This is a genomic window from Sphingopyxis sp. H050 (genome assembly GCF_001468265.1).
Taxonomy (GTDB): Bacteria; Pseudomonadota; Alphaproteobacteria; order Sphingomonadales; family Sphingomonadaceae; genus Sphingopyxis.
This window is the reverse complement of record NZ_LNRZ01000002.1, coordinates 116,820-143,105: the sequence shown is the minus strand read 5'-3', so window position 1 is coordinate 143,105 and position 26,286 is coordinate 116,820. Positions and strand designations below refer to the sequence as shown.

At 65.4% G+C, this 26,286-nt stretch carries 28 protein-coding genes, 1 tRNA gene and 1 other RNA gene; 12 read left to right on the top strand and 18 right to left on the bottom strand.

Annotated elements, in window-relative coordinates; all coding sequences use genetic code 11:
* Window positions 1-51: 51 nt before the first annotated feature.
* The 3 genes from hrpB to ATE67_RS03765 form a co-directional block, all read right to left on the bottom strand.
* Window positions 52-2,517 (bottom strand): ATP-dependent helicase HrpB, encoded by a 2,466-nt coding sequence (gene hrpB / locus ATE67_RS03775; RefSeq protein WP_058815314.1) that lies wholly within the window; start codon window positions 2,515-2,517, stop codon window positions 52-54.
* A complete protein-coding gene (locus ATE67_RS03770) occupies window positions 2,514-2,900 on the bottom strand; it encodes a DUF1801 domain-containing protein (RefSeq protein ID WP_058815313.1) in 387 nt (128 codons plus the stop codon). The genes hrpB and ATE67_RS03770 overlap by 4 nt, the downstream gene beginning before the upstream one ends.
* A gap of 129 nt (window positions 2,901-3,029) precedes the next feature.
* Entirely contained in the window at window positions 3,030-4,043 is a 1,014-nt protein-coding gene (locus tag ATE67_RS03765; RefSeq protein ID WP_058815821.1) for a polyprenyl synthetase family protein, read from the bottom strand.
* A 104-nt stretch (window positions 4,044-4,147) separates the two neighbouring features.
* On the opposite strand from ATE67_RS03765, the gene ATE67_RS03760 reads away from it, so the two are divergent.
* Complete coding sequence (locus tag ATE67_RS03760) at window positions 4,148-4,435, top strand: chorismate mutase (RefSeq protein ID WP_058815312.1); 288 nt, start codon at window positions 4,148-4,150, stop codon at window positions 4,433-4,435.
* Complete coding sequence (locus ATE67_RS03755; RefSeq protein WP_058815311.1) at window positions 4,432-5,127, top strand: glutathione S-transferase N-terminal domain-containing protein; 696 nt, start codon at window positions 4,432-4,434, stop codon at window positions 5,125-5,127. The genes ATE67_RS03760 and ATE67_RS03755 overlap by 4 nt, the downstream gene beginning before the upstream one ends.
* 485 nt (window positions 5,128-5,612) lie before the next feature.
* Here the strand turns inward: ATE67_RS03755 and ATE67_RS03750 are convergent, their stop codons facing one another.
* The 12 genes from ATE67_RS03750 to ATE67_RS03700 all read right to left on the bottom strand — a co-directional run bounded on the left by ATE67_RS03750 (window position 5,613) and on the right by ATE67_RS03700 (window position 16,172).
* Window positions 5,613-6,917: a sensor histidine kinase gene (locus ATE67_RS03750; RefSeq protein ID WP_058815820.1), complete on the bottom strand. Its 1,305-nt coding sequence runs from the start codon at window positions 6,915-6,917 to the stop codon at window positions 5,613-5,615.
* Between the two features lie 96 nt (window positions 6,918-7,013).
* On the bottom strand, window positions 7,014-7,676 hold the full coding sequence (locus tag ATE67_RS03745; protein ID WP_058815310.1) for a response regulator transcription factor: 663 nt from the start codon (window positions 7,674-7,676) through the stop codon (window positions 7,014-7,016).
* A 102-nt stretch (window positions 7,677-7,778) separates the two neighbouring features.
* Window positions 7,779-8,084, bottom strand: a complete 306-nt coding sequence (locus tag ATE67_RS03740; RefSeq protein WP_058815818.1) for a hypothetical protein — start codon at window positions 8,082-8,084, stop codon at window positions 7,779-7,781.
* 83 nt (window positions 8,085-8,167) lie between these two features.
* Window positions 8,168-8,242 (bottom strand) — tRNA-Val (locus tag ATE67_RS03735).
* A 164-nt stretch (window positions 8,243-8,406) separates the two neighbouring features.
* Window positions 8,407-8,679: an HU family DNA-binding protein gene (locus ATE67_RS03730; RefSeq protein ID WP_037510426.1), complete on the bottom strand. Its 273-nt coding sequence runs from the start codon at window positions 8,677-8,679 to the stop codon at window positions 8,407-8,409.
* Window positions 8,680-8,852: 173 nt separating this feature from the next.
* Complete coding sequence (gene lon, locus ATE67_RS03725) at window positions 8,853-11,249, bottom strand: endopeptidase La (RefSeq protein ID WP_058815309.1); 2,397 nt, start codon at window positions 11,247-11,249, stop codon at window positions 8,853-8,855.
* Between the two features lie 258 nt (window positions 11,250-11,507).
* Entirely contained in the window at window positions 11,508-11,843 is a 336-nt protein-coding gene (locus tag ATE67_RS03720) for a YbaB/EbfC family nucleoid-associated protein (RefSeq protein WP_058815308.1), read from the bottom strand.
* Window positions 11,844-11,853: 10 nt separating this feature from the next.
* Window positions 11,854-13,548, bottom strand: coding sequence for a DNA polymerase III subunit gamma/tau (locus ATE67_RS03715; RefSeq protein WP_082660191.1), 1,695 nt, complete (start codon window positions 13,546-13,548; stop codon window positions 11,854-11,856).
* A 185-nt stretch (window positions 13,549-13,733) separates the two neighbouring features.
* Window positions 13,734-13,831: signal recognition particle sRNA small type (gene ffs, locus ATE67_RS20930), an RNA gene on the bottom strand.
* 48 nt (window positions 13,832-13,879) lie between these two features.
* On the bottom strand, window positions 13,880-14,686 hold the full coding sequence (locus ATE67_RS03710; protein WP_082660190.1) for a c-type cytochrome: 807 nt from the start codon (window positions 14,684-14,686) through the stop codon (window positions 13,880-13,882).
* 47 nt (window positions 14,687-14,733) lie between these two features.
* Window positions 14,734-15,069, bottom strand: coding sequence for a 2Fe-2S iron-sulfur cluster-binding protein (locus ATE67_RS03705; RefSeq protein WP_058815306.1), 336 nt, complete (start codon window positions 15,067-15,069; stop codon window positions 14,734-14,736).
* Window positions 15,069-16,172: a cysteine desulfurase family protein gene (locus tag ATE67_RS03700; RefSeq protein ID WP_058815305.1), complete on the bottom strand. Its 1,104-nt coding sequence runs from the start codon at window positions 16,170-16,172 to the stop codon at window positions 15,069-15,071. The genes ATE67_RS03705 and ATE67_RS03700 overlap by 1 nt, the downstream gene beginning before the upstream one ends.
* Before the next feature lie 205 nt (window positions 16,173-16,377).
* Between ATE67_RS03700 and ATE67_RS03695 the strand changes: the two genes are divergently transcribed.
* A complete protein-coding gene (locus tag ATE67_RS03695; RefSeq protein WP_058453864.1) occupies window positions 16,378-17,034 on the top strand; it encodes an alpha/beta hydrolase in 657 nt (218 codons plus the stop codon).
* A gap of 40 nt (window positions 17,035-17,074) precedes the next feature.
* On the opposite strand, the gene ATE67_RS21630 is transcribed toward ATE67_RS03695, so the two are convergent.
* Complete coding sequence (locus ATE67_RS21630) at window positions 17,075-17,239, bottom strand: hypothetical protein (RefSeq protein WP_197411880.1); 165 nt, start codon at window positions 17,237-17,239, stop codon at window positions 17,075-17,077.
* Between the two features lie 112 nt (window positions 17,240-17,351).
* Between ATE67_RS21630 and rpiB the strand changes: the two genes are divergently transcribed.
* The 7 genes from rpiB to ATE67_RS03660 all read left to right on the top strand — a co-directional run bounded on the left by rpiB (window position 17,352) and on the right by ATE67_RS03660 (window position 21,125).
* Window positions 17,352-17,804 (top strand): ribose 5-phosphate isomerase B, encoded by a 453-nt coding sequence (rpiB, locus tag ATE67_RS03690; RefSeq protein WP_058815304.1) that lies wholly within the window; start codon window positions 17,352-17,354, stop codon window positions 17,802-17,804.
* A complete protein-coding gene (gene glyA / locus ATE67_RS03685) occupies window positions 17,801-19,108 on the top strand; it encodes a serine hydroxymethyltransferase (protein WP_058815303.1) in 1,308 nt (435 codons plus the stop codon). Before rpiB ends, glyA begins: the two co-directional genes overlap by 4 nt.
* 4 nt (window positions 19,109-19,112) lie before the next feature.
* Window positions 19,113-19,331 (top strand): hypothetical protein, encoded by a 219-nt coding sequence (locus tag ATE67_RS03680; RefSeq protein WP_058815302.1) that lies wholly within the window; start codon window positions 19,113-19,115, stop codon window positions 19,329-19,331.
* 3 nt (window positions 19,332-19,334) lie between these two features.
* Window positions 19,335-19,802, top strand: coding sequence for a transcriptional regulator NrdR (nrdR, locus tag ATE67_RS03675; RefSeq protein WP_058815301.1), 468 nt, complete (start codon window positions 19,335-19,337; stop codon window positions 19,800-19,802).
* Entirely contained in the window at window positions 19,799-20,527 is a 729-nt protein-coding gene (locus ATE67_RS03670) for an RNA methyltransferase (protein WP_058815300.1), read from the top strand. The genes nrdR and ATE67_RS03670 overlap by 4 nt, the downstream gene beginning before the upstream one ends.
* Before the next feature lie 26 nt (window positions 20,528-20,553).
* Window positions 20,554-20,790: a hypothetical protein gene (locus ATE67_RS03665; protein ID WP_058815299.1), complete on the top strand. Its 237-nt coding sequence runs from the start codon at window positions 20,554-20,556 to the stop codon at window positions 20,788-20,790.
* A gap of 89 nt (window positions 20,791-20,879) precedes the next feature.
* Window positions 20,880-21,125: a hypothetical protein gene (locus ATE67_RS03660; RefSeq protein ID WP_156416897.1), complete on the top strand. Its 246-nt coding sequence runs from the start codon at window positions 20,880-20,882 to the stop codon at window positions 21,123-21,125.
* A 4-nt stretch (window positions 21,126-21,129) separates the two neighbouring features.
* On the opposite strand, the gene ATE67_RS03655 is transcribed toward ATE67_RS03660, so the two are convergent.
* The gene (locus ATE67_RS03655; RefSeq protein ID WP_058815297.1) at window positions 21,130-21,444 is read right to left on the bottom strand and encodes a chorismate mutase; all 315 of its coding nucleotides are present in this window, start codon (window positions 21,442-21,444) and stop codon (window positions 21,130-21,132) included.
* Between the two features lie 212 nt (window positions 21,445-21,656).
* Between ATE67_RS03655 and rpsD the strand changes: the two genes are divergently transcribed.
* Window positions 21,657-22,268, top strand: a complete 612-nt coding sequence (gene rpsD, locus ATE67_RS03650; protein WP_058815296.1) for a 30S ribosomal protein S4 — start codon at window positions 21,657-21,659, stop codon at window positions 22,266-22,268.
* A gap of 59 nt (window positions 22,269-22,327) precedes the next feature.
* Here rpsD and ATE67_RS03645 read toward each other — a convergent pair whose 3' ends face one another.
* A complete protein-coding gene (locus ATE67_RS03645; protein ID WP_197411879.1) occupies window positions 22,328-24,349 on the bottom strand; it encodes an alpha/beta hydrolase family protein in 2,022 nt (673 codons plus the stop codon).
* Window positions 24,350-24,488: 139 nt separating this feature from the next.
* On the opposite strand from ATE67_RS03645, the gene ATE67_RS03640 reads away from it, so the two are divergent.
* Window positions 24,489-26,177, top strand: coding sequence for a M28 family metallopeptidase (locus tag ATE67_RS03640; RefSeq protein WP_058815295.1), 1,689 nt, complete (start codon window positions 24,489-24,491; stop codon window positions 26,175-26,177).
* Window positions 26,178-26,286 lie beyond the last annotated feature (109 nt).

The following is a 26,286-nucleotide window of genomic DNA, read 5'->3' as shown; positions in this document are numbered from 1 at the left end:
TGGATGCTTCTGCCGCCGCCTTAGCGCCAAGCGCGGCCAACGAAAAGAGGCCTATTGCCCGTCGCGCCGCGCCTGCGCCGCCTTGGTGAGCAAGGTCGGACGCGCGTTCGCCGGATCGTCGGGCCAGCTATGCTTGGGATAGCGGCCGCGCATCTCCTTCGCGACTTCGGACCAGCTGCCGCGCCAGAAGCTCGCGATGTCGCGGCTGGTCTGGATCGGCCGGTGCGCGGGCGAGGTCAGCGCGAGAACGAGCGGGATCGGCGGGTCGCCGATCACCGGGTGCTTTGCGAGGCCGAACATCTCCTGCACGCGCACGCTGACCGTCGGGCCGCCATCGGCGCCATAATCGATCGCGTGGCGGCTGCCCGCGGGCGTCGTGAAATCGGCGGGCGCGAGCTTGTCGAGCAACTGCCGCGCGGGCCAGTCGAGCAGGCCAGACAGCGCATCGGCGAGACGTTGGTCGCCGATGTCACGCAGTCCGCGCGACTTCTCGAGCAGCGGCGCGAGCCAGATATCGAGGCTGTCCGCGAGCGCGGGCGCCGACAAGGTATCGAGCGCAGCGAAGGACGCGCGCTGACGCAGCGCCTGCGACACCGGCCCCCAGCCGATCAGACCGAGCCCCTTTTCGCGCACCGCCGCGAGCCGCACCGCGATGTCGTCCTCGGCGCCCTCGCTTCGCCCCGTCTGTCCGCTCGACAGCGCGATCGCGCCGAGGCGGCGTTCGCGGCGATGGTCGACGCGGTCGGCCTCGGCATCGTAGCGGCTTGCCGACCGGCTTTCGATCTGGCCCGCGAAGATCGTTTCGACCTCGGCCAAGCCGATCGGCGCCGCACCCAGAATGCGCACCCCGGCGGCATGACCCTGCGCGTCGGCAATAGCGAGCCATTCGCTGTTCGCCAGCGGATCGAACGGATCGAGCTTGTAGGCGCGGCCGCCCGCGCTCAGATAGTCGCCGCGCTGGCCCGCGCGCTGTCGAGCGACCCGGTCGGGCCAGGCAGTCGCGATCCAGCCACCCACCGACCGCTCGCCGAGTTTGCTTTCGCCCGATGCGCGTTTCTCGCCAAGCTCGGCGAGGCGCCGCGCCAGCCGCCATGCGCCTTCGGAGCGGTCGCCGCGCATCGCCTTCCAACGCCCAAGCCGCGCCTCGACGTCGACGCCGCGTCCGCCGAGCCCCGGTTCGGTGAGCAGCACCGCCAGCCTTGCGGCCAGATCGGCCTCCCCCGCGCGCGCCGCGTCAAGCAGCATATGCGCGAGCGGCACCGGCAGCGGGATCGCCGCAAGCGCCTTGCCATGCGCGGTGATGCGTCCGTCGGCGCCAAGCGCGCCGATCCCTCGCAGGCGCGCTTTCGCCTCGGCGATCGCGGCGGGGGACGGCGGATCGAGCCAGCCCAATTGCCGCGGATCGATAATGCCCCAGCTCGCGCAGTCGAGCACCACGGGCATCAGGTCATTCTCGTGAATTTCGGGCGGGTCGAAGGGCGGCATCCCCGCGGTCGCCGCGGCTTCCCACAAACGATAGGCAACGCCTGGCCCCTGCCGCGCCGCGCGTCCCGCGCGCTGGGTCGCCGATGCCTGGCTGGCGCGTTCGGTCACGAGGCGCGCGATCCCTGCCGCCTTGTCGAAACGCGGACGCCGCGACAGCCCCGCGTCGATCACGATGCGGACGCCCTCGATCGTCAGGCTGGTTTCGGCGATGCTCGTCGCGAGGATGAGCTTGCGGCCGCCGTCGGGATCGTGGACGAGCGCCTTTCGCTGCTGCGCCGGGTCGATCTGGCCATGCAGGCGATGGACGACGAGCGGCAGCCCCGCCGCCTCGACCGCCGCCGCGGCGCGCTCGATGTCGGCGGCGCCGGGCAGGAAGGCCAGCATATCGCCTTCGGGCTCATCGGCCATCGCCTGCCGCACCGCGAGCAGCACCGACGCCTCGAGCCGATCCTCGGCGCGGCGGCCGATATGCCGGAGGTCGAGCGGCCAGCTTTTGCCTTCGCTCTTCACCACCGGCGCGTTGCCGAGCAGCGCGCCGAAGCGCGCCCCGTCGAGCGTCGCCGACATGGCGACGAGGCGCAGGTCGTCGCGCAGCCCCTGCTGCGCGTCGATCGCGAGCGCGAGCGCGAAATCGCCGTCGAGGCTGCGTTCGTGGACTTCGTCGAACAGCACCGCCGAGACGCCGTGAAGCTCCGGGTCGGCGAGGATGCGATTGCGGAACAGGCCCGGCGTCATCACCAGCAGCCGCGTCGCCGCCGACTGCTTGCTGTCGAGGCGGGTCGCATAGCCGACCTTGCAGCCAACCGGTTCGCCCATCTCCTCGGCGATGCGCTCCGCCGCCGCACGCGCCGCGAGCCGGCGCGGCGAGAGCAGCCACACATTGCCTTTGCACCAAGGCTGGTCGAGCATCGCGGGCGCGACGCGCGTCGTCTTACCCGCGCCCGGCGGCGCGACGACGACAACGTTGGGTTTCAGCACCAGCGCCGCCATGATGTCGGGCAGCACGGCATCGATCGGGAGCGGCTGCGTCATGTGCGTGCTGCGGGATTGCCCAGTTCGATGTTGAGGCGGAAGGCTTCGGCGGCAAGGCGCGCGACCTGCTCCGCCGTGACATCGGTCGCCTCGGTCATCACCAGATTGCCGAGTTCATACTTGCCGCTCGCCTTGATCCGCGCATCGACTTCGCGCAGCCTTTTGCCGCGCCAGAAACCGAGCAGCACGCGATGCTCCTCGGCACGGATCAGGATGCACGGGCCGTTCGCCATGAACACGAGGTTGGTCCATTTGATCGTCTCTTCGAACGGCGCGGCGCCCATGATCGCGGCGCGCATCATCGCGCAACGTTCGTGCTGCCAGCCTGAAAGGGCGGCGATGTACGCATCGGGGGTTTCCGCTGCGGGGCCCATCATCGCCATTCCAACAAAACCCCTTTTCCTCTTTCTTTGCGCCTTCGCGCCTTTGCCTGAGGTTTTTCTGATTTCATGCAAAGGCGCAAAGGCGCGAAGAAGAAAAATGCAATCCCGCTGTCGCGGGAATGTTCAAAGTCAGTAAGCGCGCGCGACGGCGAAGGCGACGGCTTCGGTCAGCGCCGATTTCGCCTGGCTCGCGCGGAAGCCGCCGATCGCGTCGACCGCGCGCTGACCATAGTGTCGTGCGCGCGCGAGCGTGTCGGCGATCGTGTCGTGCTTCAGCAGCAGCGACTTGGCGTAAGCCAAATCCTCGTCCGAGGTCTTGTGGCCCACGATCGCTTGCTTCCAGAATTCGCGCTCCTCGGTGCTGCCGCGCGCATAGGCGAGGATGACCGGTAGCGTGACCTTGCCGTCGCGGAAGTCGTCGCCGACGCCCTTGCCCATCGTTTCCTCGTCGGAGACATAGTCGATCGCATCGTCGACGAGCTGGAAGGCGATGCCGAGGTTGCGGCCATAGGCGTCGAGCGCGGCTTCGGCGGCGTCGTCGCGTTCGGCGACGACTGCGGCGATCTTGCACGCGGCGGCGAACAGCTCCGCGGTCTTGGCGTTGATGATCGCGAGATACTGGTCCTCGCTCGTCTCGATCCGGCGCTGCGCCGAGAGCTGGTTGACCTCGCCCTCGGCTATCACGGCCGAGGCGCGGCTCAAAATCTTGAGCACCTTCAGCGACCCATCCTCGACCATCACCTCGAAGGCGCGGCTGAACAGGAAGTCGCCGACGAGCACGGAGGCGCTGTTGCCCCAGATGATGTTGGCGGTCTTGCGGCCGCGGCGAAGGTCCGATTTGTCGACGACATCGTCGTGGAGCAAAGTCGCGGTGTGGATGAACTCGACCGCGGCGGCGAGCTTGCAGTGGCGGCGGCCCGGATAGTCGAGCAGCTTGCCGCAGGCGAGCGTCAGCATCGGACGCATCCGCTTGCCGCCCCCCGCGATCAGATGGCCGGCAAGCTCCGGGATCAGCGGCACTTCGGACTGCATCCGGTCGAGAATGACCGCATTCACCTCGTTCATATCGGCGGCGACGAGCGCCATCATCGGGTCGAGCGAGGGCGGTCGGTCGCCGTGGAGAAGATGGATTTCCGCAGTCATGACAAGCGCCGCATTGGCCGGAGGACCGGGATTTTGCAACGACTTTCGGCTTGCCTTGCGCCCCCCGCCGGTGCCAAGCCTTTCTTGCATATGAGGAGCCGCGCATGGACGACCAGCTGAGCCGTTACCGCCAGAGCATCGACAATATCGACGCGGCGCTCGTCTATATGCTCGCCGAGCGGTTCAAGGTCACAAAGGCGGTTGGCGAACTGAAAGCGCGCGAGGGCCTGCCCCCCGCCGATCCGGGCCGCGAGGAGCGCCAGATCGGGCGGCTGCGCGAACTGGCGCGCGATGCCGACCTCGACCCCGATTTCACCGAGAAATTCCTGCGCTTCATCATCGACGAGGTGATCCGCCACCATCAGCGCGCCAAGCGGGAGACCGACGCATGAGCCTCGACCATCCGATCTTCGCCAAATGGCCGGCCGAGCACCCCGACCGCCTGCAACTGTTCGGCCTGCCGACGCCCAATGGCGTCAAGGTCAGCATCATGCTGGAGGAATGCGGCCTGCCCTATGAGGCGCATCGCATCGATATCATGGCGAACGAAAGCCATGACCCGGCGTTCCTGGCGCTCAACCCGAACGGCAAGATTCCCGCGATCTACGATCCCGACGGTCCGGGCGGCAAGCCGCTCGCGCTGTGGGAATCGGGCGCGATCCTGATCTATCTCGCCGATAAGACCGACCGCTTCCTGCCCGAGGATCCGGGCCGCCGGTACGAGGCGATCCAATGGCTGATGTGGCAGATGGGCGGCGCAGGTCCGATGTTCGGGCAGCTAGGCTTCTTCCACAAATTCGCGGGTCGCGAATATGAAGACAAGCGTCCCCGGGACCGTTACGCCGCCGAGTCCGCGCGCCTGCTCGGCGTCCTCGATGGCCGCCTCGACGGGCGGACGTGGATCATGGGTGAGGAATATAGCATCGCCGACATCTCGCTGCTCGGCTGGGTCCGCAATCTGATCGGATTTTACGATGCCGCCGAGATCGTCGGATTCGATCGGTTCAAGCATGCGCAGGCGTGGCTGGAGCGCGGGCTGGCCCGGCCGGCGGTGCAGCGCGGATTGCTGGTCTGCGCCGCTTAAAGTCACAAGAGCCCCGCTTGAAGACGCCGGAATTTTGTCCTTTGTGGCCTTAAGGCGACAAAAGCGACGGACGGCGCGCGCAAAAATGTCGCTTTTGTCGCTTTAGTGGCACGCTCGCTGAATGACGGTTCGATCGACGGACATTTTCAAAGAGCCGGATTACGGTCTCATGCCGCAACAATGTAGGAAAGTGTTTTCTGCGCAGCGGGCGATGTCGGCTAGCGAGCGTTGCTGACGATGATCCTCCCTGTGGCGAAGCCATGGGGGTTGGCAGCGCGAAGCGCTGACGGAGAGGCCTTTGGCGCGACGTCGTCGCCCCTCCACCACCGCCTGCGGCGGCGGTCCCCCTCCCCATGGCTTCGCCACAGTGAGGATTCTCATTTCTCGTCATCCCGGACTTGATCCGGGATCCACGACGACGGCGCGGCTATGGATCCCGGATCAAGTCCGGGATGACGAATGTCTGGAATCGACCCCAAAACAGCCTAACCCGCCGGCAACCTCAGCCTTACCAGCAATCCGCCCAGATCCTCGCTCTCTTCGAGCATGATGCTGCCGCCATAAATCTCCGCCACATCGCGGACGATCGCGAGGCCGAGGCCGGTCCCCGGCTTTCCGCTGTCGAGGCGGACGCCGCGGTCGAAGATGCGCTGGCGGTCGGCGGGGGAGATGCCCGCGCCGTCGTCCTCGATCAGGATTTCGGCCATCGTGCCGTCGCGCTGGACAGTGACGAAGACGCTGCCGCCGCCATATTTGGCCGCATTTTCGAGCAGATTGCCGATCAGCTCGTCCAGGTCCTGCCGCTCGACGCGCGCGACGATCGTCTTGTCGCCCGATGCATCGAGCCGTGCCTTGGGATAGAGCAGCCCGACCGCGCGCGAGACGCTTTCGACGCTGTCCCATACGATCGCGCGTGCCTGCGCGGCGCCGCGGCGGCCGACGGCGCGGGCGCGGGCGAGATGGTGGTCAACCTGGCGCTGCATCGTCGCCGCCTCGCGCCGCACGGTCTCCGCAAGCGGGCTGTCCGATCCCGTCGCGCTGTTGACCAGCACGGTCAGCGGAGTCTTGAGCGCGTGCGCCAGATTGCCCGCGTGGAGCCGCGCCTCCTCGGCTTGCTTCTCGTTATGCGCGAGCAGCGCATTGAGCTCGTCGACCATCGGCTGCACTTCGAGCGGCAACGGTGCGGTGACGCGGCGGTTCTGCCCGCCGCGCATCGCCGCGATCGCGCGGCGAATCTGGCGCAGTGGCAACAGGCCGTAAAAGGTCTGAAGCGCGGCGAGGATGATGAGGCCGAGGCCGAGCAGACCGAGGCTGGGGATCAACGTCGCGCGCACCGCGCCGATCTGCAGGTCCAGCGCCTCGCGCGACTGCGCGATCTGGAAGCGCCAGCTCGTCTTGCTGCCGGGCAGGATGACATTGCGTTCGAGGACCCGCAGCTGCTCCTCGGGAAACTGGTTGCTGTTGTAGGTATGAAGTTCGTTGTCGACATGGGCCTGCGGCGGCTTCAGTGTGCGCTCCCACAGCGAGCGCGACCGATAGGGCTCCTGTCCGCCGCCGCTGATCTGCCAATACAGGCCGCTATAGGGTTCGAGGAAACGCTGGTCGCCGAGCGGTTCGATCAACCGCACCTCTCCATCCGGCCCGATCTCCGACGAGCGGATCATCGCGATCAGCACATATTCGAGGCTGGAATCGAAGTTGCGCGTGATGGCGTTGGTGAGCACGCGATCGAGCGCGAAGCCGCCCCCGATGAGCAGCACCGAAATCCAGATCGTCGCGATCGCGATCATGCGCCGCGCCAGCGAGCCGGTGATCCGGCTCGTCAGGGCTGCCGGCCGGGCCGGATCGGATTCTACCGCCGGGGCGACGTCCCCCTCCGCCATGCCTTATTGCGGATCGTCGAGCTGGTAGCCGAGGCCGCGGATGGTGGTGATGATGTCGGCGCCCAGTTTCTTGCGGATGCGCGTCACGAACACCTCGATCGTGTTCGAATCGCGGTCGAAATCCTGATCGTAGATATGCTCGATCAGTTCGGTGCGGGACACGACCTTGCCCTTGTGGTGGAGCAGGTAGGACAGGAGCTTATACTCCTGCGCGGTCAGCTTCACCGGCGCGCCGTCGAGCGTCACGCGGCCCGAGCGCGTGTCGAGGCGGACATTGCCCGCAATCAGCTCGCTCGACGCGTTGCCCGCGGCGCGGCGGATGAGCGCACGCAGGCGCGCGATCAGCTCTTCGGTCTGGAACGGCTTAGCGAGATAATCGTCCGCGCCCGCGTCGAGACCCGCGACCTTGTCAGACCAGCTGTCGCGCGCGGTCAGCACGAGCACCGGGAAATTGCGCTTTTCCTTGCGCCAGCGGTCGAGCACCGTCAGCCCGTCGATTTCGGGCAGGCCGAGGTCGAGGATCGCCGCGTCGTAATTTTCGGTCGAGCCGAGGAAATGGCCGTCCTCGCCATCGGTCGCGAGATCGACGGCATAGCCGGTCGCCTCCAGCGTCGATTTCAGCTGCGGCCCGAGCGTGGGTTCATCCTCGACAATCAAAATCCGCATTGAAACGCCTTTCCTCTGCGCGCCGGTACATGGCCGGCCGCTATCCAACGACTGTGTATCAAGTCGCAACGATCATCGCAAAATGTCGTTGCAGGCAAATTGTCAGGGTTTGCGGCCTACGATGCGGCCCGTCCGCGCATCGACATAGACGACGACGACCTGGCTGCCATCCATGAACTTCAGCGCGTAGAGCATACGCTCCGCATCGAACTGCGGGCCGCCGAGATAGGTCATGCCGCTGTAGGGTGGGCGCGACTTCACGCCTTCGATGAGGCGGTTGAGCGGGATCACCTGCCCCTGCGCCGCGGCTTCGCGCAGATTGTCCTGGTCGCGGTCGCCGCGCGCGATCGCGGGTGTGCCGGCAAGCAGCGAGGCGGAAGCGAGGGTTATGATCAGAGTGCGGAACATGCCCATGGTCCTAGCGTGAACGCATTGAATAGGCGATGAATGGGCTGCAAGCCCCGGTTCGGGCAAAAGATGCTTCGGGGGAATGGTGGGCGCGACAGGGATTGAACCTGTGACCCCACCCGTGTGAAGGGTGTGCTCTACCGCTGAGCTACGCGCCCATTCCGATGCCGGCCGATGGCCTGAGGCGTCCGAAAGCCGGACGGCCATAGCCGCTCGCGCCGGTAATGCAACGCCCATTTGCCGAATTTTCGCCTGCAGATGCAAATCGGGCCGCAGCTTGCGCCGCGACCCGAAATGTTTTCACCAAAAGGTGCCTGCCAACTTAGTTGACAGCGTCCTTGAGGGCCTTGCCGGCCTTGAACTTCGGCTGGTTCGACGCCGCGATGGTCATCGTTTCGCCGGTGCGCGGGTTGCGACCGGTCGATGCCTTACGCTTGCTGACCGCGAAGGTGCCGAAGCCGACGAGACGGACTTCGCCGCCCTTCTTCAGCGAACCGGTGATCGCGTCGAAAACGGCCTCAACGGCCTTGCTCGCGTCACCCTTGGTCAGGCCGCTCGAGTCAGCGACGGCGGCGATCAGGTCTTGTTTGTTCATGCCTAAGGAACCCCTGCATTATGGTTGGATAACTGATGATTCATGGCCCGAAGCCATGGCGCGCCACTAACGATGTTTCGCCCCGCCTTGTCAAAGCAAAAAAGGGCGAAAACCGAGCCAAAACGTCGATTTTGCGACGAATATAGGACGAAATGACGTCCGGCGCCGATGACTCAATGCCGAATCGTCGTTTCGGGGTCGCTGCCGGGCGCAATCGGGGGCGATGCCGCGAGTTCGTCGGCCTCTGTCCACTCGATCGGCTCGACTGGAGAAACCAGCGCGACGGCCAGCACCTCGTCGACATGGCTGACCGGAATGATCTTCAGCGCCTTGGTGATGTTCGCCGGGATTTCGACCAGATCCTTCTCATTCTCTTCGGGAATGAGGACGGTGGTGATCCCGCCGCGGAGCGCCGCGAGCAGCTTTTCCTTGAGCCCCCCGATCGCGAGCACGCGGCCGCGCAGCGTCACTTCGCCCGTCATAGCGACGTCCTTGCGGACCGGGATGCCCGTCAGCGTCGAGACCATCGTGGTGACCATTCCGACGCCGGCCGACGGACCATCCTTCGGCACCGCGCCCTCGGGCAAGTGGATATGGATGTCCTTGCGGGCGAACAGGCTGGGCTTGATGCCATAGGCCGGCGCGCGCGCCTTCACGAACGACAGCGCCGCCTGTACCGACTCGGTCATCACCTCGCCGAGTTTGCCGGTCGTGCGGACCTGGCCCTTGCCCGATGCGGTAACCGCCTCGATCGTCAGCAATTCGCCGCCAACCTCCGTCCAGGCGAGCCCGGTCACAGCACCAACCTGGTCCTCGCGATCCGAAACGCCGTGGCGGAATTTGCGGACGCCCGCGAACTCGGCGAGATTGTCGGGGGTGACCGTGACACTCTCGGCCTTGCCCTCGAGGATCTTGCGCAGCGCCTTGCGGGCAAGACGCGCGATCTCGCGCTCAAGCGTGCGGACGCCCGCCTCGCGGGTGTAATAGCGGATGAGGTCGCGCAAACCTTCGTCGGTCAGCTCGAATTCGCCCGCTTTCAGGCCGTGCGCCTCGATCTGCTTGGCGATCAGGTGGCGCTTCGCGATCTCGACCTTTTCATCCTCGGTATAGCCTTCGAGGCGGATGATCTCCATGCGGTCGAGCAGGGGCTGCGGCAGGTTCAGCGAATTCGCCGTCGTCACGAACATGATGTCGCTGAGGTCGACGTCGATTTCCAGATAATGGTCCTGGAACTTCGCATTCTGTTCGGGATCGAGCACTTCGAGCAGCGCGGACGCCGGATCGCCCCGGAAATCCTGGCCGAGCTTGTCGATCTCGTCGAGCAGGAACAGCGGGTTCATCGTGCCGGCCTTTTTGAGATTCGTCACGATCTTGCCCGGCAGCGAGCCGATATAGGTACGGCGGTGGCCGCGGATTTCGGCCTCGTCGCGCACGCCGCCCAGCGACTGGCGCACGAACTCGCGCCCCGTCGCCTTCGCGATCGAGCGGCCGAGCGAGGTCTTGCCGACGCCCGGAGGGCCGACGAGGCAGAGGATCGGGCCCTTCAGCTTGTTGGTGCGCGCCTGCACCGCCAGATATTCGACGATCCGGTCCTTGACCTTTTCGAGCGCGAAATGGTCGGCGTCGAGCACGTCCTGCGCCTTCGCAATATCCTTCTTCAGCTTCGACTTCTTGCCCCACGGCAGGCCGATCAGCGTGTCGAGATAGTTGCGTACGACCGTCGCCTCGGCCGACATCGGCGCCATCGCGCGCAGCTTCTTGAGCTCGGCGTTCGCCTTGGCCTTGGCCTCCTTCGACATTTTGAGGCTGTCGATCTTGAGCTGCAGTTCGGCAAGGTCGTCGCCGCCCTCGCCATTGTCGTTGCCGAGTTCGCGCTGGATCGCCTTCAGCTGCTCGTTGAGATAATATTCGCGCTGGCTCTTTTCCATCTGGCGCTTCACGCGGCCGCGGATCTTCTTTTCGACCTGCAGCACGCCAAGCTCGCCCTCCATGAAGGCGAAGACCATTTCGAGCCGCTTCGACGGCGCATCCTCGACGAGCAGGGCCTGCTTGTCCGAGACCTTGATGTTGAGATTGCCCGCCACCGAGTCGGCCAGACGCGAGGCGTCCTCGATCTGCGACAGCTGCACCGCGGTTTCGGCGGGCATCTTCTTGTTGAGCTTGGCATAGCTTTCAAACTGGTCGACGACCGAGCGCATCAGCGCGGCGGTGTCGACGCTGTCGTCCACCGTGTCGGCGATCGGCTCCACGCTCGCCATCACCGCCTTGCTCTCCTCGGTGAGGTTCAACAGCTTCGCGCGCTCCTTGCCCTCGACGAGGACGCGGACGGTGCCGTCGGGCAGCTTAAGCAGCTGCAAAACCGTGGCAATCACGCCGACGTCGAACAGGTCGTCGCGCTGCGGATCGTCCTCGCCCGGATCGAGCTGGGCGACGAGGAAGATTTCCTTGTCGCTTTCCATCGCGGTCTCGAGCGCGGCGACCGAGCGGTCGCGGCCGACGAACAGCGGCACGATCATGTGCGGAAAAACGACGATGTCACGCAGCGGAAGCAGGGGATAAGATTGCGTCATTACGGCTCCTGAGCGGGCCGCGGCTTCGGCGGCTCCGCCCTTCTTTATAGGGTGTTCATCGCTAATATGGCGTAACCTGCTGGTGGTTCAATGACGCATTGCTGAATGGGCAGCGCAATCCTCCCTGTCGCGAAGCGATGGGGAGGTGGCAGCGCGAAGCGCTGACGAAGGGGCAATGGCGCGAGGTTTCGGCCCCTCCACCACGCCCTTCGGGCGCGGCCCCCTCCCCATGCCTTCGGCACAGGGAGGATATTCAGGTCAGAACGGCAGCTTGAAACCCGGCGGCAGCGGCAGGCCGCTGGTCATCTTGCCCATTTCCTCGTTGCTGGCGCGATCGGCCTTTTCGCGCGCGTCGTTGAACGCCGCGGCGAGCAGGTCTTCGAGCATCTGCTTGTCGGCGGGGACGATAAGGCTGTCGTCGATGTGGATCGCCTTGATGCGGCCCTTGGCGGTTGCGGTGATCTTGACGAGGCCGCCGCCCGACACGCCCTCGACCTCGACGGTGTCGAGCTTCGCCTGCGCCTCTTGCATCTGGGCCTGCACGGTGGCGGCGGCTTCCTGCGCCGCCTTCATCATTTCTTCGATCGATTTCATGGATTTGGACCTATTTACTGTCGTCGGCAAATTTTGCCTCGGGGAAAGCCGCAAACGCGGCCTTGACGACCGGCAGTTCGCGAATGCGGGATTCATTGTCGGCCAGCTTCGCGGCGCGCATCTGGCCAAGGCTGGGACGGCCTTCGCCCTCGCCCACGCGCACCTGCCAGCGGTTGCCGGTCTGGTTCAACAGCGCCTCACCCAATCGGCGCGGAAAATCGCCGTCGAGCGCCGCCGCGGGCGCGTAGACGAGCAGGCCGGGTTCGAGTTCCAGAAGCTTGAGATCGTCATAAACTTGCCGTGCAAGCTGATGATTACCCGTGCTTTCAAGCAGCTGATGAATTTGTGCTATCGTCAGCGCCGAGGCCGCCGCTCCGCCGCTCGCCGCGGCCGCGATTTCGGAAACCGGCTCGGCCGCCGCATTCTCGTGCCCGCCGGGAGCCGGCGGCGCGGCGAGCGGCATCGTCGGCACCCCGCCAGATTCGAGCAATTTCGCCAGCTCGCCGGGATCGGGCATCGACGCGGCATAGATCACGCGCAGCAGCAGCATTTCGAGATGTTCGAGCGGATTGTTCGCGCGCAGTACCTCGTCATGCCCCTTCAGAAGCAACTGCCACAGCCGGTTGAGGGGCGCGAAACCCAGCTTCTGCGCCCAGTCGCCGATCCGTTCACGGTCGCTCGCCGCGAGTGCGGGATCGTCGTGGCGCGACACCTTGGCGAGCGTGATCGCGTGCGTCAGGTCCATCAGCCCGCGCACCATCGCCACGGGCTCGATCCCCAGCGCATATTGCGCGCGAGCGAGGTCGATCGCACCGCCGCTGTCGCCCCCCAAAATCGCCGCCATCAACTGCGTGATCGCGGTGCGATCCGACAGCCCCAGCATCGTCCGCACCTGATCGGCCCCGATCTTGCCGCCGCCATCGAGGTCGGCGTGCGCGATCGCCTGGTCGAGGATCGACAGGCCGTCGCGCACCGAACCTTCGGCGGCATTGGCGATCAGCCAGATCGCGGGCGCCTCCGCCTCGACGCCCTCCTTCTGCAAGATCGAACTGAAATGCGCGAACAGCATGTCGGGGGTGATGCGGCGGAGGTCGAAGCGCTGGCAGCGCGACAGCACCGTCACCGGCACCTTGTTCACTTCGGTGGTCGCGAAGAGGAATTTGACGTGCGGCGGCGGTTCTTCGAGCGTTTTCAGAAGCGCATTGAAGGCGTTACGCGACAACATATGCACTTCGTCGATGATGTAGATCTTGTAGCGCGCCGATACCGCGGCATAGCGCACCGCCTCGATAATCTCGCGCACATCGTCGACGCCGGTGTTCGACGCGGCGTCCATCTCGATCACGTCGATATGGCGTCCCTCGGTGATCGCGCGGCACGGCTCGCACACCCCGCACGGATCGATCGTCGGTCCGCCCTGCCCGTCGGGGCCGATGCAATTGAGCGCTTTGGCGATCAGGCGCGCGGTCGAGGTCTTGCCCACCCCGCGTACCCCGGTCATCAGAAAGGCGTGCGCCAGCCGGTCGCGCGCGATCGCGTTGCCCAGCGTCTTCACCATCGCATCCTGCCCGATCAGCTCGGCAAAGGTCTGCGGGCGATATTTGCGGGCGAGGACGCGGTAGGGGCCGCTCGAAGCCGCGGGCGCGGGCGTCTCCGGCAAATCCATGCCCAGCATCGTCGGTTCGTCGTCGGCGGAATCGCTCATGCGATCCGTATTAGGCACGGTCGGAGCGCTTGTCGAAGGGGAAAGCGGACGGTCCCTCCCATAGCTCGTCATGCTGAACTTGTTTCAGCATTGATCGCCCGGCCTCACCTCCAACACAGCGTTTATCGAAAGCATCGGCCATGGACCCTGAAACAAGTTCAGGGTGACGAAACCGGAGAGGAAATGAGGGTGGGAGCCGGAACGACCCGCAGCGAATTCGTTGCGGCTGCTTCCTTCCGGACCTGACCGGGTTGGCGAAGACTGCGTCCGCCCGACTCCCGCGGCGCATATGGCGGCGCGATTGACGAAAATCAAGCGCGGTGCGCCCGGGTCAGGGGTCGCGTTCGGCCACGGCCTTCAGATACGCGTGGATGGCGGCAATCTCTGCATCGGTGAAATTTTTGTACCGGCCCCGAGCGACCTCCGCCATCAGCCCCAGCTTGCGATCGCCCGCCGCCACGCCGGTGCAAAGCAGGCGCGCAAAATCCCTGGCGTCATAGGAACCGGCGATCCGGATGTCGGGCCGGTCTCCGGTGATCGGCCCGGCCTTGCCGCCGCGCAAATCCATGCCATGGCATTCGGCGCAGGTGGCCCGGACGATATAGCGTGCCAGCCGATGCTCCGGTCCTGCGTCGGGCGGGAAGGCCTTTCCGTCGCGCTCGGTCCGAACCGCCGACGAAAAATATTCGCCCTTCGCCATTTCGGCTTTCAGGATCGGGCCGAAGGTGGGCGGCGGATGCGCTTCGCCCTTTTTGGGAAGGCTGCGGATATAGGAGACAAGCGCATCGACATCGGCATCGGCAAGATGCGTAAAGAGATGCGAGGGCATGTCCCAGAGCGGCGTGCCATCGGGCTTTTTGCCGCTCTTGATGACGCCTTTCAACTGGGCATCGGTGTAGCCCGCCGCCGCGACGGTCAGGTTGGCGGTCCAGAGACGGCCATATCCTTCCTGGCTCCAGTCCTGACCGGTCAAATCCGTGCCATGACAGCCCGAACAGCCCAGGATGATCGACATGCGCTCGCCATGCTTGACGGCATCGGTCGACAGCCGGGCGAAGGCGACCGGCGGCGCGGGCTTTTCCGCGGGCGTGCCGCATCCGGCGAGCAGTATCGCCGCCAACAACGAAAGTCTCCGCATCGCCCTTTTTCCCCATTCGGTGCGACCCGTACTCGATTATCCCGCTTTCAGCGTGGCCCCTGCATATTGCGACTTTCGGACGGAATATGCACGGTCAAACCGTCCATATCCTCGGTCAACAGGATTTGGCACGCCAAGCGGCTGGTGCGGCGCGCGCCGGCAGCGAGGTCGAGCATATCCTCTTCCATCTCGCTTGCAGGCGGCAGTCGGTCGAAATCCTGCTTGTCGACAATGACATGGCAGGTCGAGCAGGCCATCTGCCCCTCGCACGTCCCCTCGAGCGGCATCAGATGCGCCTGCGCGACGTCGAGCAGGATGCTGCCCGGTTCGGCGTCGGCTTCGGTACGGCCCTTGCCGTCTGCATGGATGAAGGTGACGCGCATTAATTGACCCCTTGCAGCCGCGCCGCATCCTTGATGGCGTTCAGGCCGTCGCGCAACGCCGCTTCGGTCATATAGCGTCCCCAGCCCAGGCGGATCGACGCGCGGGCGTCGGCCTCGCTGACGCCCATCGCCCGCAGCACATGGCTGACCTTGCCCGACCCGCTGCCGCACGCGCTGCCAAGCGAGAAGGCGACGTTTCGCGCGTCGGACATCAGGCGAAGGCCGTTCACGCCCTCGCGCCGGACGTTGAGGTTGCCGCGGTAGCGCGGGCCTTCGGCCCCGTTGAGCGTCCATTCGGGCAGCATGTCGCGCGCGAGCGACCAGAGGCGCTCGACATGCTCGGCATCCCCCTCGAATCGCTCGGCCGCGAGCGCCGCAGCCGCGCCGAAACCGGCGCAGAGCGCGGGCGAGACGGTGCCCGAGCGCATTCCTTGCTCCTGCGCGCCGCCGAACATCAGCGGCTCCAGATCGACGCCGTCGCGCACCCACAGCGCGCCGATGCCCTTCGGTCCGTGGATCTTGTGCGCCGAGATCGCGATCAGGTCGGCATCGTCGGGGATCGCCACGCGGCCATAGCCCTGCACCGCGTCGCAGAGCAGCAGGCTGTTCTTCGCATGCGCGGCTGCGGCGAAATCGGCGACAGGCTGGATCGTGCCGACCTCGTTGTTGACCAGCATCGTCGCGACGATACCGTTTTCGGGAATCAGCGTGTCATCCGGCGGGACGGCGACCCCCTCGCCATCGACCGGCAGGATCGCTGCGCCAAGCCGTTCGAGGCATTGCAGCGAGGCGGCATGTTCGATGCTCAGTCCCGCGACGCCGCCCGGCTTCGCCTTCGCGCCGCTGAACAGCGCCCAATTGAGCGCCTCGGTGGCGCCCGAGGTGAAATAGACCCGGCCGCCCTTTGGCAGCAGCGCCGCGACCCGATCGCGCGCGACCTCGACCGCGGCGGCGGCGGCGCGGCCGGCTTTGTGCGTGCTCGACGGGTTGGCGAAGCCCCCAAGGTCATCGGCGCCCTCGCCCGGCCCTTCGAGCCAGCGCAGCATCGCCTCGCGCGCTTCGGGGGCGAGCGGCGTCGTGGCTTGGTAATCGAGGTAAATCATGCGGGCGCGGCAATCATCTGCGAGGAACCAATCAAACCCCGTTCGCATCGAGCGAACGGAAACGGGGAGCGTGCCGCCACCTTATTGCGAGCGATTCGCAAAAGTTGCAACTTGCTACCCAATTTCTATATAGGCGCCACCTTCGCTCCGCCACCCCGCCAGCCGGCGATTCGGCCTTGAGCTCAAAAAGATAAGAGGTGCTTCCATGCCCGACGTGATTTTCCCCGGCCCCGAGGGCCGCATCGAAGGCCGTTTCTCGCCGCCGCCGCGCCCGCGCGCGCCGGTCGCACTGATCCTGCACCCGCACCCGCAGGGCGGCGGCACGATGAACGACCGCATCACGCAGGCGATGTACAAGAGCTTCGTCGCGCGCGGTTTTGCGGTCCTGCGCTTCAATTTCCGCGGCGTCGGCCGCAGCCAGGGCACGTTCGACAACGGCATCGGCGAGCTGAGCGACGCCGCGTCGGCGCTCGACTGGGTGCAGTCGATCCATCCCGAGGCGCAGACGACCTGGGTCGCGGGCTTCAGCTTCGGCGCGTGGATCGGCATGCAGCTGCTGATGCGCCGCCCCGAGATCCGGGGCTTCCTGTCGGTCGCGCCGCCGGCGAACATGTATGATTTCAGCTTCCTCGCGCCCTGCCCCTCGTCGGGCATCATCGTCGCAGGCGGGCAGGACGAGATCGTCCCCCCTGCCGCGATCCAGAAGCTGGTCGACAAGCTGCGCACGCAGAAGGGCATCACGATCCATCACGACGAGATCCCGCGCGCCAACCACTTCTTCGAGCATGAGCTCGACCAGCTGATGAAGTCGCTCGACAATTATCTGGACATGCGGCTCGCGCCGGATTCGCCGATCCGGTAAAGTGGAACGTCGCCCCCCGCGCAGGCGGGGGCGACGATTATTATGTCGTCGGCACCACCCAGATCGCCACATTGGCGAACATGACCAGCGCCGCGACCAGCATCAACAACGCGCGGCGCCGGTCGCCCTTGCGAAAGACATAGATGGCGCCGCCGGTCAAAATGACGCCGGTCAGCATCAGCACGGACAGGATCGTGTCGGACATGGCGCGGCCATATCGCCGGCGTCACAAATTTGCCACCTCGCTTATGGCCAATCGGCCAAGCTTCGCCTAAAGGCGCGTCATAGATTCCCTTTCTCCAGCGGGAGCCGCGCCGATGCGCATCGCGATAGCCTCTGACCACGCCGCTTATGAGCTGAAGGCCGTGCTCGCCGACTGGCTGCGCGGCGAAGGTCACGACGTCGCCGACCTTGGCACCAACGGCCCCGACAGCGTCGATTATCCCGACTATGGCTATCGCCTTGCCGAGGCCGTCGCGGGCGGCAGCGCCGACAAGGGCGTCGCGCTCTGCGGTTCGGGGATCGGCATCTCGATCTCGGTCAACCGCAACCCCGCCTGCCGCTGCGCGCTCGTATCCGAGCCGCTGTCGGCGAAGCTGGCGCGCGAGCACAATGACGCGAATGTGATAGCCCTCGGCGCGCGCCTGACCGGCATCGACATGGCGAAGGCGTGCATCACCGCCTTCCTGACCACCGACTTCGCCGGCGACCGCCACGCGCGCCGCGTCGACAAGCTTTCTCATCCGCCGCAACTGGAGACCAGCCGATGACCACCGAAACGCTCGACAAGCCCATCAAATCGGCCGGCTATTTCACCGATGGCGTCGGCACCACCGACCCCGCGGTCGCGGCGGCGATCAAGCATGAACTGGAACGCGAGCAGTATCAGATCGAGCTGATCGCCTCGGAGAATATCGTCTCGAAGGCGGTACTCGAAGCGCAGGGCAGCGTCTTCACCAACAAATATGCCGAAGGCTATCCGGGCAAGCGCTATTATCAGGGCTGTGCGCCGTCTGACGAGGTCGAGACGCTGGCGATCGACCGCGCGAAACAACTCTTCGACTGCGGCTTTGCCAACGTCCAACCGCACTCGGGCGCGCAGGCCAATGGCGCGGTGATGCTGGCGCTGACCAAGCCGGGCGCGACGATCCTGGGCATGAGCCTCGACGCCGGTGGCCACCTGACCCACGGCGCGCCGCCGGCGATGTCGGGCAAATGGTTCAACGCGGTGCAATATGGCGTACGGGCCGACGACCATCTCGTCGATTTCGACCAGGTCGAGGCGCTGGCGAAGGAGCATCGCCCCTCGCTGATCATCGCGGGCGGCTCGGCCTATCCGCGCACGCTCGATTTCGCGCGCTTCCGCGCCATCGCCGATGACGTCGGCGCGCTGCTGATGGTCGACATGGCGCATTTCGCGGGCCTGGTGGCCGGCGGTGCGCACCCTTCGCCGCTGCCGCACGCGCATGTCGTCACGACGACGACGCACAAGACGCTGCGCGGCCCGCGCGGCGGCATGATCCTGACCAATGACGAAGCGATCGCCAAGCGGATCAATTCGGCGGTCTTCCCAGGCCTGCAAGGCGGCCCGCTGGTCCATGTCATCGCCGCCAAGGCAGTGGCGTTCGGCGAAGCGCTGCGCCCCGAGTTCAAGGATTACGCCAAGGCGACGATCGCCAACGCCCAGGCGCTGGCGAACCGGCTGAAGGCGCGCGGCGCCGATGTGGTCGCCGGCGGCACCGACACGCATCTCGCGCTGATCGACCTCCGCCCGCTCGGCATCACCGGCCGCGACGCCGACGAGGCGCTCGAACGCTCGGCGATCACCTGCAACAAGAACGGCGTCCCGTTCGACCCGCTGCCCCCGGTCAAGACCAGCGGCATCCGCGTCGGATCGCCCGCGGGCACGACGCGCGGTTTCGGCATCGCCGAGTTCGAGGAGATCGGCGATATGGTTGCCGACGTTCTAGAGGCGCTGCGCGACAAGGGCGAGCATGGCGATGCCGATGTCGAAGCCAAGGTCCGCGGCCGCGTCCGCGCGCTGTGCGAACGCTTCCCCATCTATCAGGGCTAAGGCAATGGCGAGGCAGCATCCCGAAGAGCCGACGCTGGTCGAAGTGACCATCGAAGAGGTCAAGGCCATGGGCAAGCAGGGGATGAACCATCCCTCGACGCGCCCGGTGCTGACCGGCGGCGTCGTCGGCGCGATTGCCGGCGCCGTGCTGCCCGTCGTGACATGGCCGGTCGGCCTGTTCGCCGGCGCCGCCATCGCGCTCTATACGCGGGTGAAACGCTGACCGATGCGCTGCCCCTATTGCGGACATGAAGACAGCCAGGTGAAGGACAGCCGCCCGACCGAGGACGGCGCGGCGATCCGTCGCCGCCGCCAGTGCGAGGACTGCGGCGCGCGTTTCACGACCTTCGAGCGCATTCAGCTGCGCGAGGTCGCGGTGCTGAAAGCCGGCGGCGGCCGCGAACCCTTCGACCGCGAGAAACTGATGCGCAGCGTCCAGATCGCGTGCCGGAAGCGCCCGATCGACGGGGCGCGGATCGAGCGGCTGGTATCGGGCATCCAGCGCCAGCTCGAAACCTCGGGCGAGAATGAGGTACAGGCGGCGCAGATCGGCGCGATGGTGATGGAGGCGCTGAAGGGCTTCGACAATGTCGCTTATATCCGCTTCGCCAGCGTCTATCGCGACTTTACCGAGGCCAAGGATTTCGAGGAGTTCGCCTCATCGATCACCGAGGCGGCACGGCCGGGCAAATGACCGCGGCCGCCCCGCCTCCCGTCATCGTGCTCGTTCGACCGCAACTTGCCGAGAATATCGGCAAGGCGGCGCGGGCGATGCTCAATTTCGGGCTGACCGAACTGCGCCTCGTCGCGCCGCGCGACGGCTGGCCGAACCCCGATGCGGGGCCGGCGGCGTCAGGCGCCGATATCGTGCTCGCGAACGCCCAACTGTTCGACACGCTGGCCGAAGCAGTCGCCGATTGCACGACCATCTACGCCACCACCGTCCGCAAGCGCGGCGTTATCAAGCCGGTGTCGACGCCCGAGAACGCCGCGCGCGAAGTCCATGCCACCGCCGGGCGCTCGGCCTACATCTTCGGTCCCGAACGCTCGGGGCTCGAAACCGACGATGTCGCGCTCGCGCACAAGATCATCACGGTGCCGATCAACCCCGAATTTGGGTCGCTGAACCTCGCCCAGGCAGTGATCCTGCTGGCTTATGAATGGTCGAAAGGGGTGGCGCTGGCGAGCCCGCCCAACGTGCCGCTCGATCCTCCCGCACCGCATGCGGAGATGGAGGAGTTGATCCAGCATTTCGTCCGCGACCTCGACAAGGCAGGTTATTTCTTCCCCGCCGACCGCACGGAGGCAACGCTGCGGACGCTCAGGACCACGCTTACGAAGACCGGCTGGTCGCACAATGATATCAGGATGATGCATGGGATCGTGACGGCACTTGGCAGGACGCCCCGATCGCGATAACGGGGGGAATCGATCTTGGAGACCCTATGCTGACTCTCATCCTTTCCCTCGCGCTTTCGGCTTCAGCCCCCGAGGCGGCTGAAGCGCCAGCGCCGACCACCGCCACCGCCAAACCGGCGAAGCCGAAGAAAATCTGCCGCACCGACGTGAACACCGGTTCGCGCCTGAAGGGTCGCACCTGCAAGACCCAGGAACAATGGGACGCCCAGCCGCAAGACGTCGGCAGCGATGTCCGCATGAACGGCGGCGGCGGCGCCCGCTGATCGACCAAAGCACCTGAGATCGGATGATGCACGGCGGCATCGCGGCGTTCGGCCGCGAAACGCCGGCTTCAGTCGGGGGGATTTTCGATATGATGTCCATGCTCTTTTCGCTTGCCCTTGCAGCAGCGTCGGCGAACACCGCCGAAAATGATACGCGCGCCACTACGGCGCCGGCGGCCAAGCCCGCAAAACCCAAGAAGATCTGCGAAAAGATTGAATCGACCGGCAGCGCCGTCCCAAAGCGCGTATGCCGTACGGTCGTCGAGACCGTAAAGCCAAAGGAAGAGGCGACGCAAACCGTTGCCGACAAGCCGTCGGCTGGCGCTACCAACTGAGCGATCAGCTACTAGCTCGCAGGCGATCCCACTGGGTCGCCTCATAAGCGATCGACTGTTCGACCAGTTCGTACCACACCGCACGCAGCCGCGCCGGATCCAGTCCTGCGGCCTCGGCTTCGCGTGCGACATTGTCGAGCACCTCAGCTTTCCGCGCTTCGTCGCGAACGCTGGCGCGGTCGGTCTTGATGCGCGCCGCGGCGTCCATATAGCCGAAACGGCGAACGAGCAGCGCGACGAGCTCGCGGTCGACCTGATCGACCCCGGCGCGGATCTCGACCATCGTTTCGCAATCTTCGGGAAGTTTGGCAGACGTCATGCGCGCTGCCTTTAGCGGCTTTTTCCATTCTGTCGAGCGGGCCCTTGGGCGCTTGACTTTGTCCCCCTCCCCGTCTAACCGCGCGCCTTCGCAATGGACCCCGCACCCCGGTGAAGCGGCGGTCGCATATGGCCCGAGATTTCTTGGTGCCCATATGGTGCGACCCGGGAACTGCCGAAATCCCTCGGCACACAGCAAATTGGAGACGACGCATGTCGAAGCGCCAGAGCGCCAAGTATAAACTCGACCGCCGCATGGGCGAGAACATCTGGGGTCGCCCGAAGAGCCCGGTCAACCGCCGCGAATATGGCCCCGGCCAGCACGGTCAGCGCCGCAAGGGCAAGATGTCGGACTTCGGCATCCAGCTCCGCGCGAAGCAGAAGCTGAAAGGCTATTACGGCGACATCACCGAAAAGCAGTTCAAGAAGAATTATTTCGAAGCGTCGCGCATGAAGGGCGACACCGGCCAGAACCTGATCGGCCTGCTCGAGCGCCGTCTCGACGCGGTCGTCTATCGCTCGAAGTTCACGCCGACCATCTTCTCGGCGCGCCAGCTCGTCAGCCACGGCCACGTCTATGTGAACGGCGTGAAGTGCAACATCGCGAGCCGCCTCGTGAAGCCGGGCGACGAAATCACCCTCGGCAAGAAGGCCCAGGAAATGGCGCTGGTCGCCGAAGCGCAGAGCCTGCCCGAGCGCGACCTGCCCGAATATCTGTCGGTCGAAGGCACCAAGGCCACCTACGTCCGCGTTCCGACGCTCGACGAAGTGCCCTATCCGGTGAAGATGGAACCGAACCTGGTCGTCGAATTCTATTCGCGCTGATCCGGCGATTCATCGCGAGATGCAAAGGGGCGGTCCGGCAACGGGCCGCCCCTTTTGTTTTAGTGCGGCAGGAAAGCCGAAATCTTCCGCAGCATATCGATCCGCGCTTCGCTCGTCTCCAGGCTGTGGGCGAGTTCGGGATATTCGACCAGCTCGACCCGCTTGCCCGCGGCATCGAGCGCGCGCTTCATCGTCCGCGACTGCGCCGGCTCGACATTCTGGTCGAACGTGCCGTGGAACATCAGCACCGGCGCCTTGATTGCACCGGCATTCTGGGCGGGCGAGCCTTCCCTGATATGCGGGCCGCTGCCGATGAACTTGGTGTTGATCCGTCCCGTCCCTTCGCGCGCCGCCTCGTCCTTCAACTGCTGCAGGTCGGTAACCGGCGCGATCGCGACGATCGCCTTGAACAGGTCGGGCGACAGCACCCCCGACTGCAACGCGGCATAGCCGCCGTAGGACCAGCCGACGATCGACAGCTTCGCGGGATCAGCGCCCTGCCCAACCAGCCAGCGGCCGCCGTCGTTGATGTCACCGACCGCGAGCTTCCACGACTGGAAACCATTGCTCTGATACCAGGCGTCTCCATAGCCCGACGAACCGCGATAATTGGGCTGGAGCACCGCATAACCGCTCTGCGCAAAATATTGCGCCAGCCAGTCGAAGCCCCACTCGTCGCGCGCCGACGGTCCGCCATGCGGCATCACGATCGCGGGCAGGCCCTTCGCATCGACACGCCCGGGCGGCAGGGTCAGATAGCCCGGTACCCTCGCGCCGTCGGCGGCCGGATAGGTCACCGCTTTCACAGGTGACAGGGTCATTCCAACCAGCGGCGCCCGCGAATCAAGCAACGGGCGCAACTCCCCGGCTTTTGGCGTGAACAGATAATAGGCGCCCGGATCGGTGTCGGATTCGGCGCGGACCAGATAGCGGCTCTCGTCCGCCGAAGCATCGACGATCACGACTTGCTTGCCGCCAAGCGCCTTCGACAGCGCGCTCGTCATCTTCGCCATCGCCGCGTCGGTCATGACCGCCGTGCGCTGGTCGGTCGCATAGGAAACGCCCACGATCCGGCCATTGCGCCCGATGCGGATAATGTCGTCGACGTCAACCGACGGATGAGCATAGACCGGGGTCACCGCGCCGCTGCCGTCGAGCGCCATGGCGACCACTGCCTTGCGTCCGTCGATCTTCTGGAAGCCATAGACACGATTCGTCTCGGCATCGATCGCGGCAGGATCGAAGCCATCCTCCAGCACGATGTCGGTCTGCGCCAGCGGCTTCCAGCCGCCCCCTTCCTTGGGGCGATAGGAAAAGCGGATCGTCGGTTCGAGCTGTCCGGTGCTGCTCGACCAGGATTGCGAGGCCATGATGCGGACATTGCCGTGCCCGTCGGACAGATAATAGATCGCGTCGCGGTTGGCGGGTTCAACACGGCGGCCAGCGCCCGTGACCGAATCGACCCGATCGACGCCCAGCCCCTCGGCACGGTTGGCGATGCGCGTACCGGTATCGACCTCGGGCACATAGGTGCGCGTCATAAGCAGCGAGCCCTTGTCGGTCGACGACCAGTCGATCACGCTGCCGCCGCGCAAGTCGGCGTAAAGCGCCCGGTGGCTCCGACGATTGCTGAGCAGCTTCAGATTGCCGCCGGCCGCATCAATGCCGATGATATTTGTCGCCGAAAGGACATCGCCCGAGACATCGCCGCGCGTGAAGGTTTGACAGGCAAGACGCGCGTTTGTGACCCACCCGCACCAGCTGAGATTGCCGGAGATCCCCCCGTCGCTCGCCAATATCTGGCGCGGCTCGGACCCCTCGGCCGTGTCGACGACGAACAGCCGCCGCGTCTTCTTCGGCCCCTGATCGATAAACGCCAACTTGCTGCCGTCTGGCGACAGGCTGACGTCGAGGATGGATTCGAGCGCGCCGAAACGCGCCGCATTGTCGGTCCCTTGCGCTTGCGCTCCGCCCGCGGCCGCAGCCATCGCAAAGGCCAGCGCCGAAATACCTCTGCTGACCCGCTTCCCTTTAATCATCTCGCCCCCGTATTGCATGGTGTCGGCGTGCAGACTGGTCATCGCGACAAGATTATCAAGCGATTTTGGAACCCTAGTGGCGGGATTACCCGTAGGACCGATTTCGCGCGCCGCCTTGCATCGCCGCCCGGCGGCTGGCAGAAGCCCGGTCGTCGCAAATGTAACTTTCCAAGGACATTCCATGCTTCGTACCCCCCGAACCGCCGCGGCCTTCGCGGTCCTCCTCTCCGTTGCTGCGTGCAATGGCTCCGACAAGGCGGCCGGCCCCGATGCCGCGTCGCTGCCCGACGTTCAGGTCCCCGAGCTGTCGCTCGCGACGCTGCAGGATGTGACCAAGGAACTGTCGTCCGATGCCTATGAGGGCCGCGCCCCGGGCACGCCGGGCGAGGAAAAGACCGTCGCCTATATCATAAAGAAGTACGAGGAAGCGGGACTGAAGCCCGGGAACAACGGCAAGTGGACGCAGGACGTGCCGCTGGTCGAGATTACCGCGAAAAACGCCACGCCGCTGACCTTCACTGGCGGCAAGACGCCGGTCACCGCGCAATATGCCAAGGACTATGTCGCGTTCAGCTATCGCGTGCAGCCGAAGACCGAGGTCAAGGACAGCGACGTCGTGTTCGTCGGATACGGCATAAACGCCCCCGAAAAGGGCTGGAACGACTATGCCGGGCTCGATGTGAAGGGCAAGACCGTCGTCGTCCTCGTCAACGATCCCGACTGGCAGACCAAGGAAGCCAAGGGCGAATTCAACGGCCGCGCAATGACCTATTACGGCCGCTGGTCGTATAAATATGAAGAAGCCGCGCGCCAGGGCGCCGCCGCCGTTCTCATCGTCCACGACACCGAACCCGCCGCCTATGGCTGGAACGTCGTCGAAAGCAGCAACACCGGAACGCAGTACCTTGCCGAAAGCAAGAACGGCGGCGCCGACCAGACCGTCGCCAACGGCTGGATCCAGCTGCCCAAAGCGAAGGAGCTCTTCGCCAGCGCAGGTCAGGACTTCGACAAGCTGCGCGCCGCGGCGGGCAAGAAGGGCTTCAAACCGGTCGCCTTGACCGGCGTGAAGGCCAACTTCGGTTTCGACAACGAAATCGCCAAGAAGATGTCGCGCAACGTCATCGGCATCCTGCCGGGCGCCAAGCGTCCCGACGAATATGTGCTCTACACCGGCCACTGGGATCACCTCGGCCGCTGCACGCCGGTCGCGGGCGACGATATCTGCAATGGCGCGGTCGACAATGCGAGCGGCATCGCGGGCCTTGTGACGCTGGCTCAGGCGTTCCAGAAAGCAGGCGCGCCAGATCGCAGCGTCGTGTTCCTGGCGGTCACGGCCGAGGAATCGGGCCTGCTCGGCTCCAAATTCTTTGCCGAAAACCCCGTTTTCCCGCTCGCGCAGATCGTCGGCGGGGTGAACATGGACGCGCTGAACGCCGTCGGCCCGTCGAAGGACATCGTCGTCGTTGGTCGCGGCAAGTCCGAACTCGACGCTTATCTTGCGAAGATCGCCGCCGCCGAAAAGCGCGTGATCGTCGACGAACCAACCCCCGAAAAGGGCTTCTATTACCGCTCGGACCATTTCAGCTTTGCGAAGCTCGGCGTGCCGATGTTCAACTTCGGCAGTGGCGACGATCTGGTCGACGGCGGCAAGGAGGCCGGCAAGAAGGCGTCGGAGGATTATGAGAAGAACCGCTATCACGCGCCCGGCGACGAATATGAAGCGATCACCAACTGGAACGGCATGCTGTCGGACCTGCGCCTCTATTACGCCGCGGGCCGCATGCTGGCGATGACCGATGCATGGCCGAACTGGGTGGAAGGCGACGAGTTCCGCGCCGCCCGAGACAAGTCGCGCGCCGCGGCGAAATAAGGCGTATCCTTGCCGTTCGTGCTGAGCTTGTCGAAGCACCGTTCTTCTTCGGCGCTGAAGGAAAGAACGGCCCTTTGACAGGCTCAGGGCGAACGGAGCTTGGTTAGTT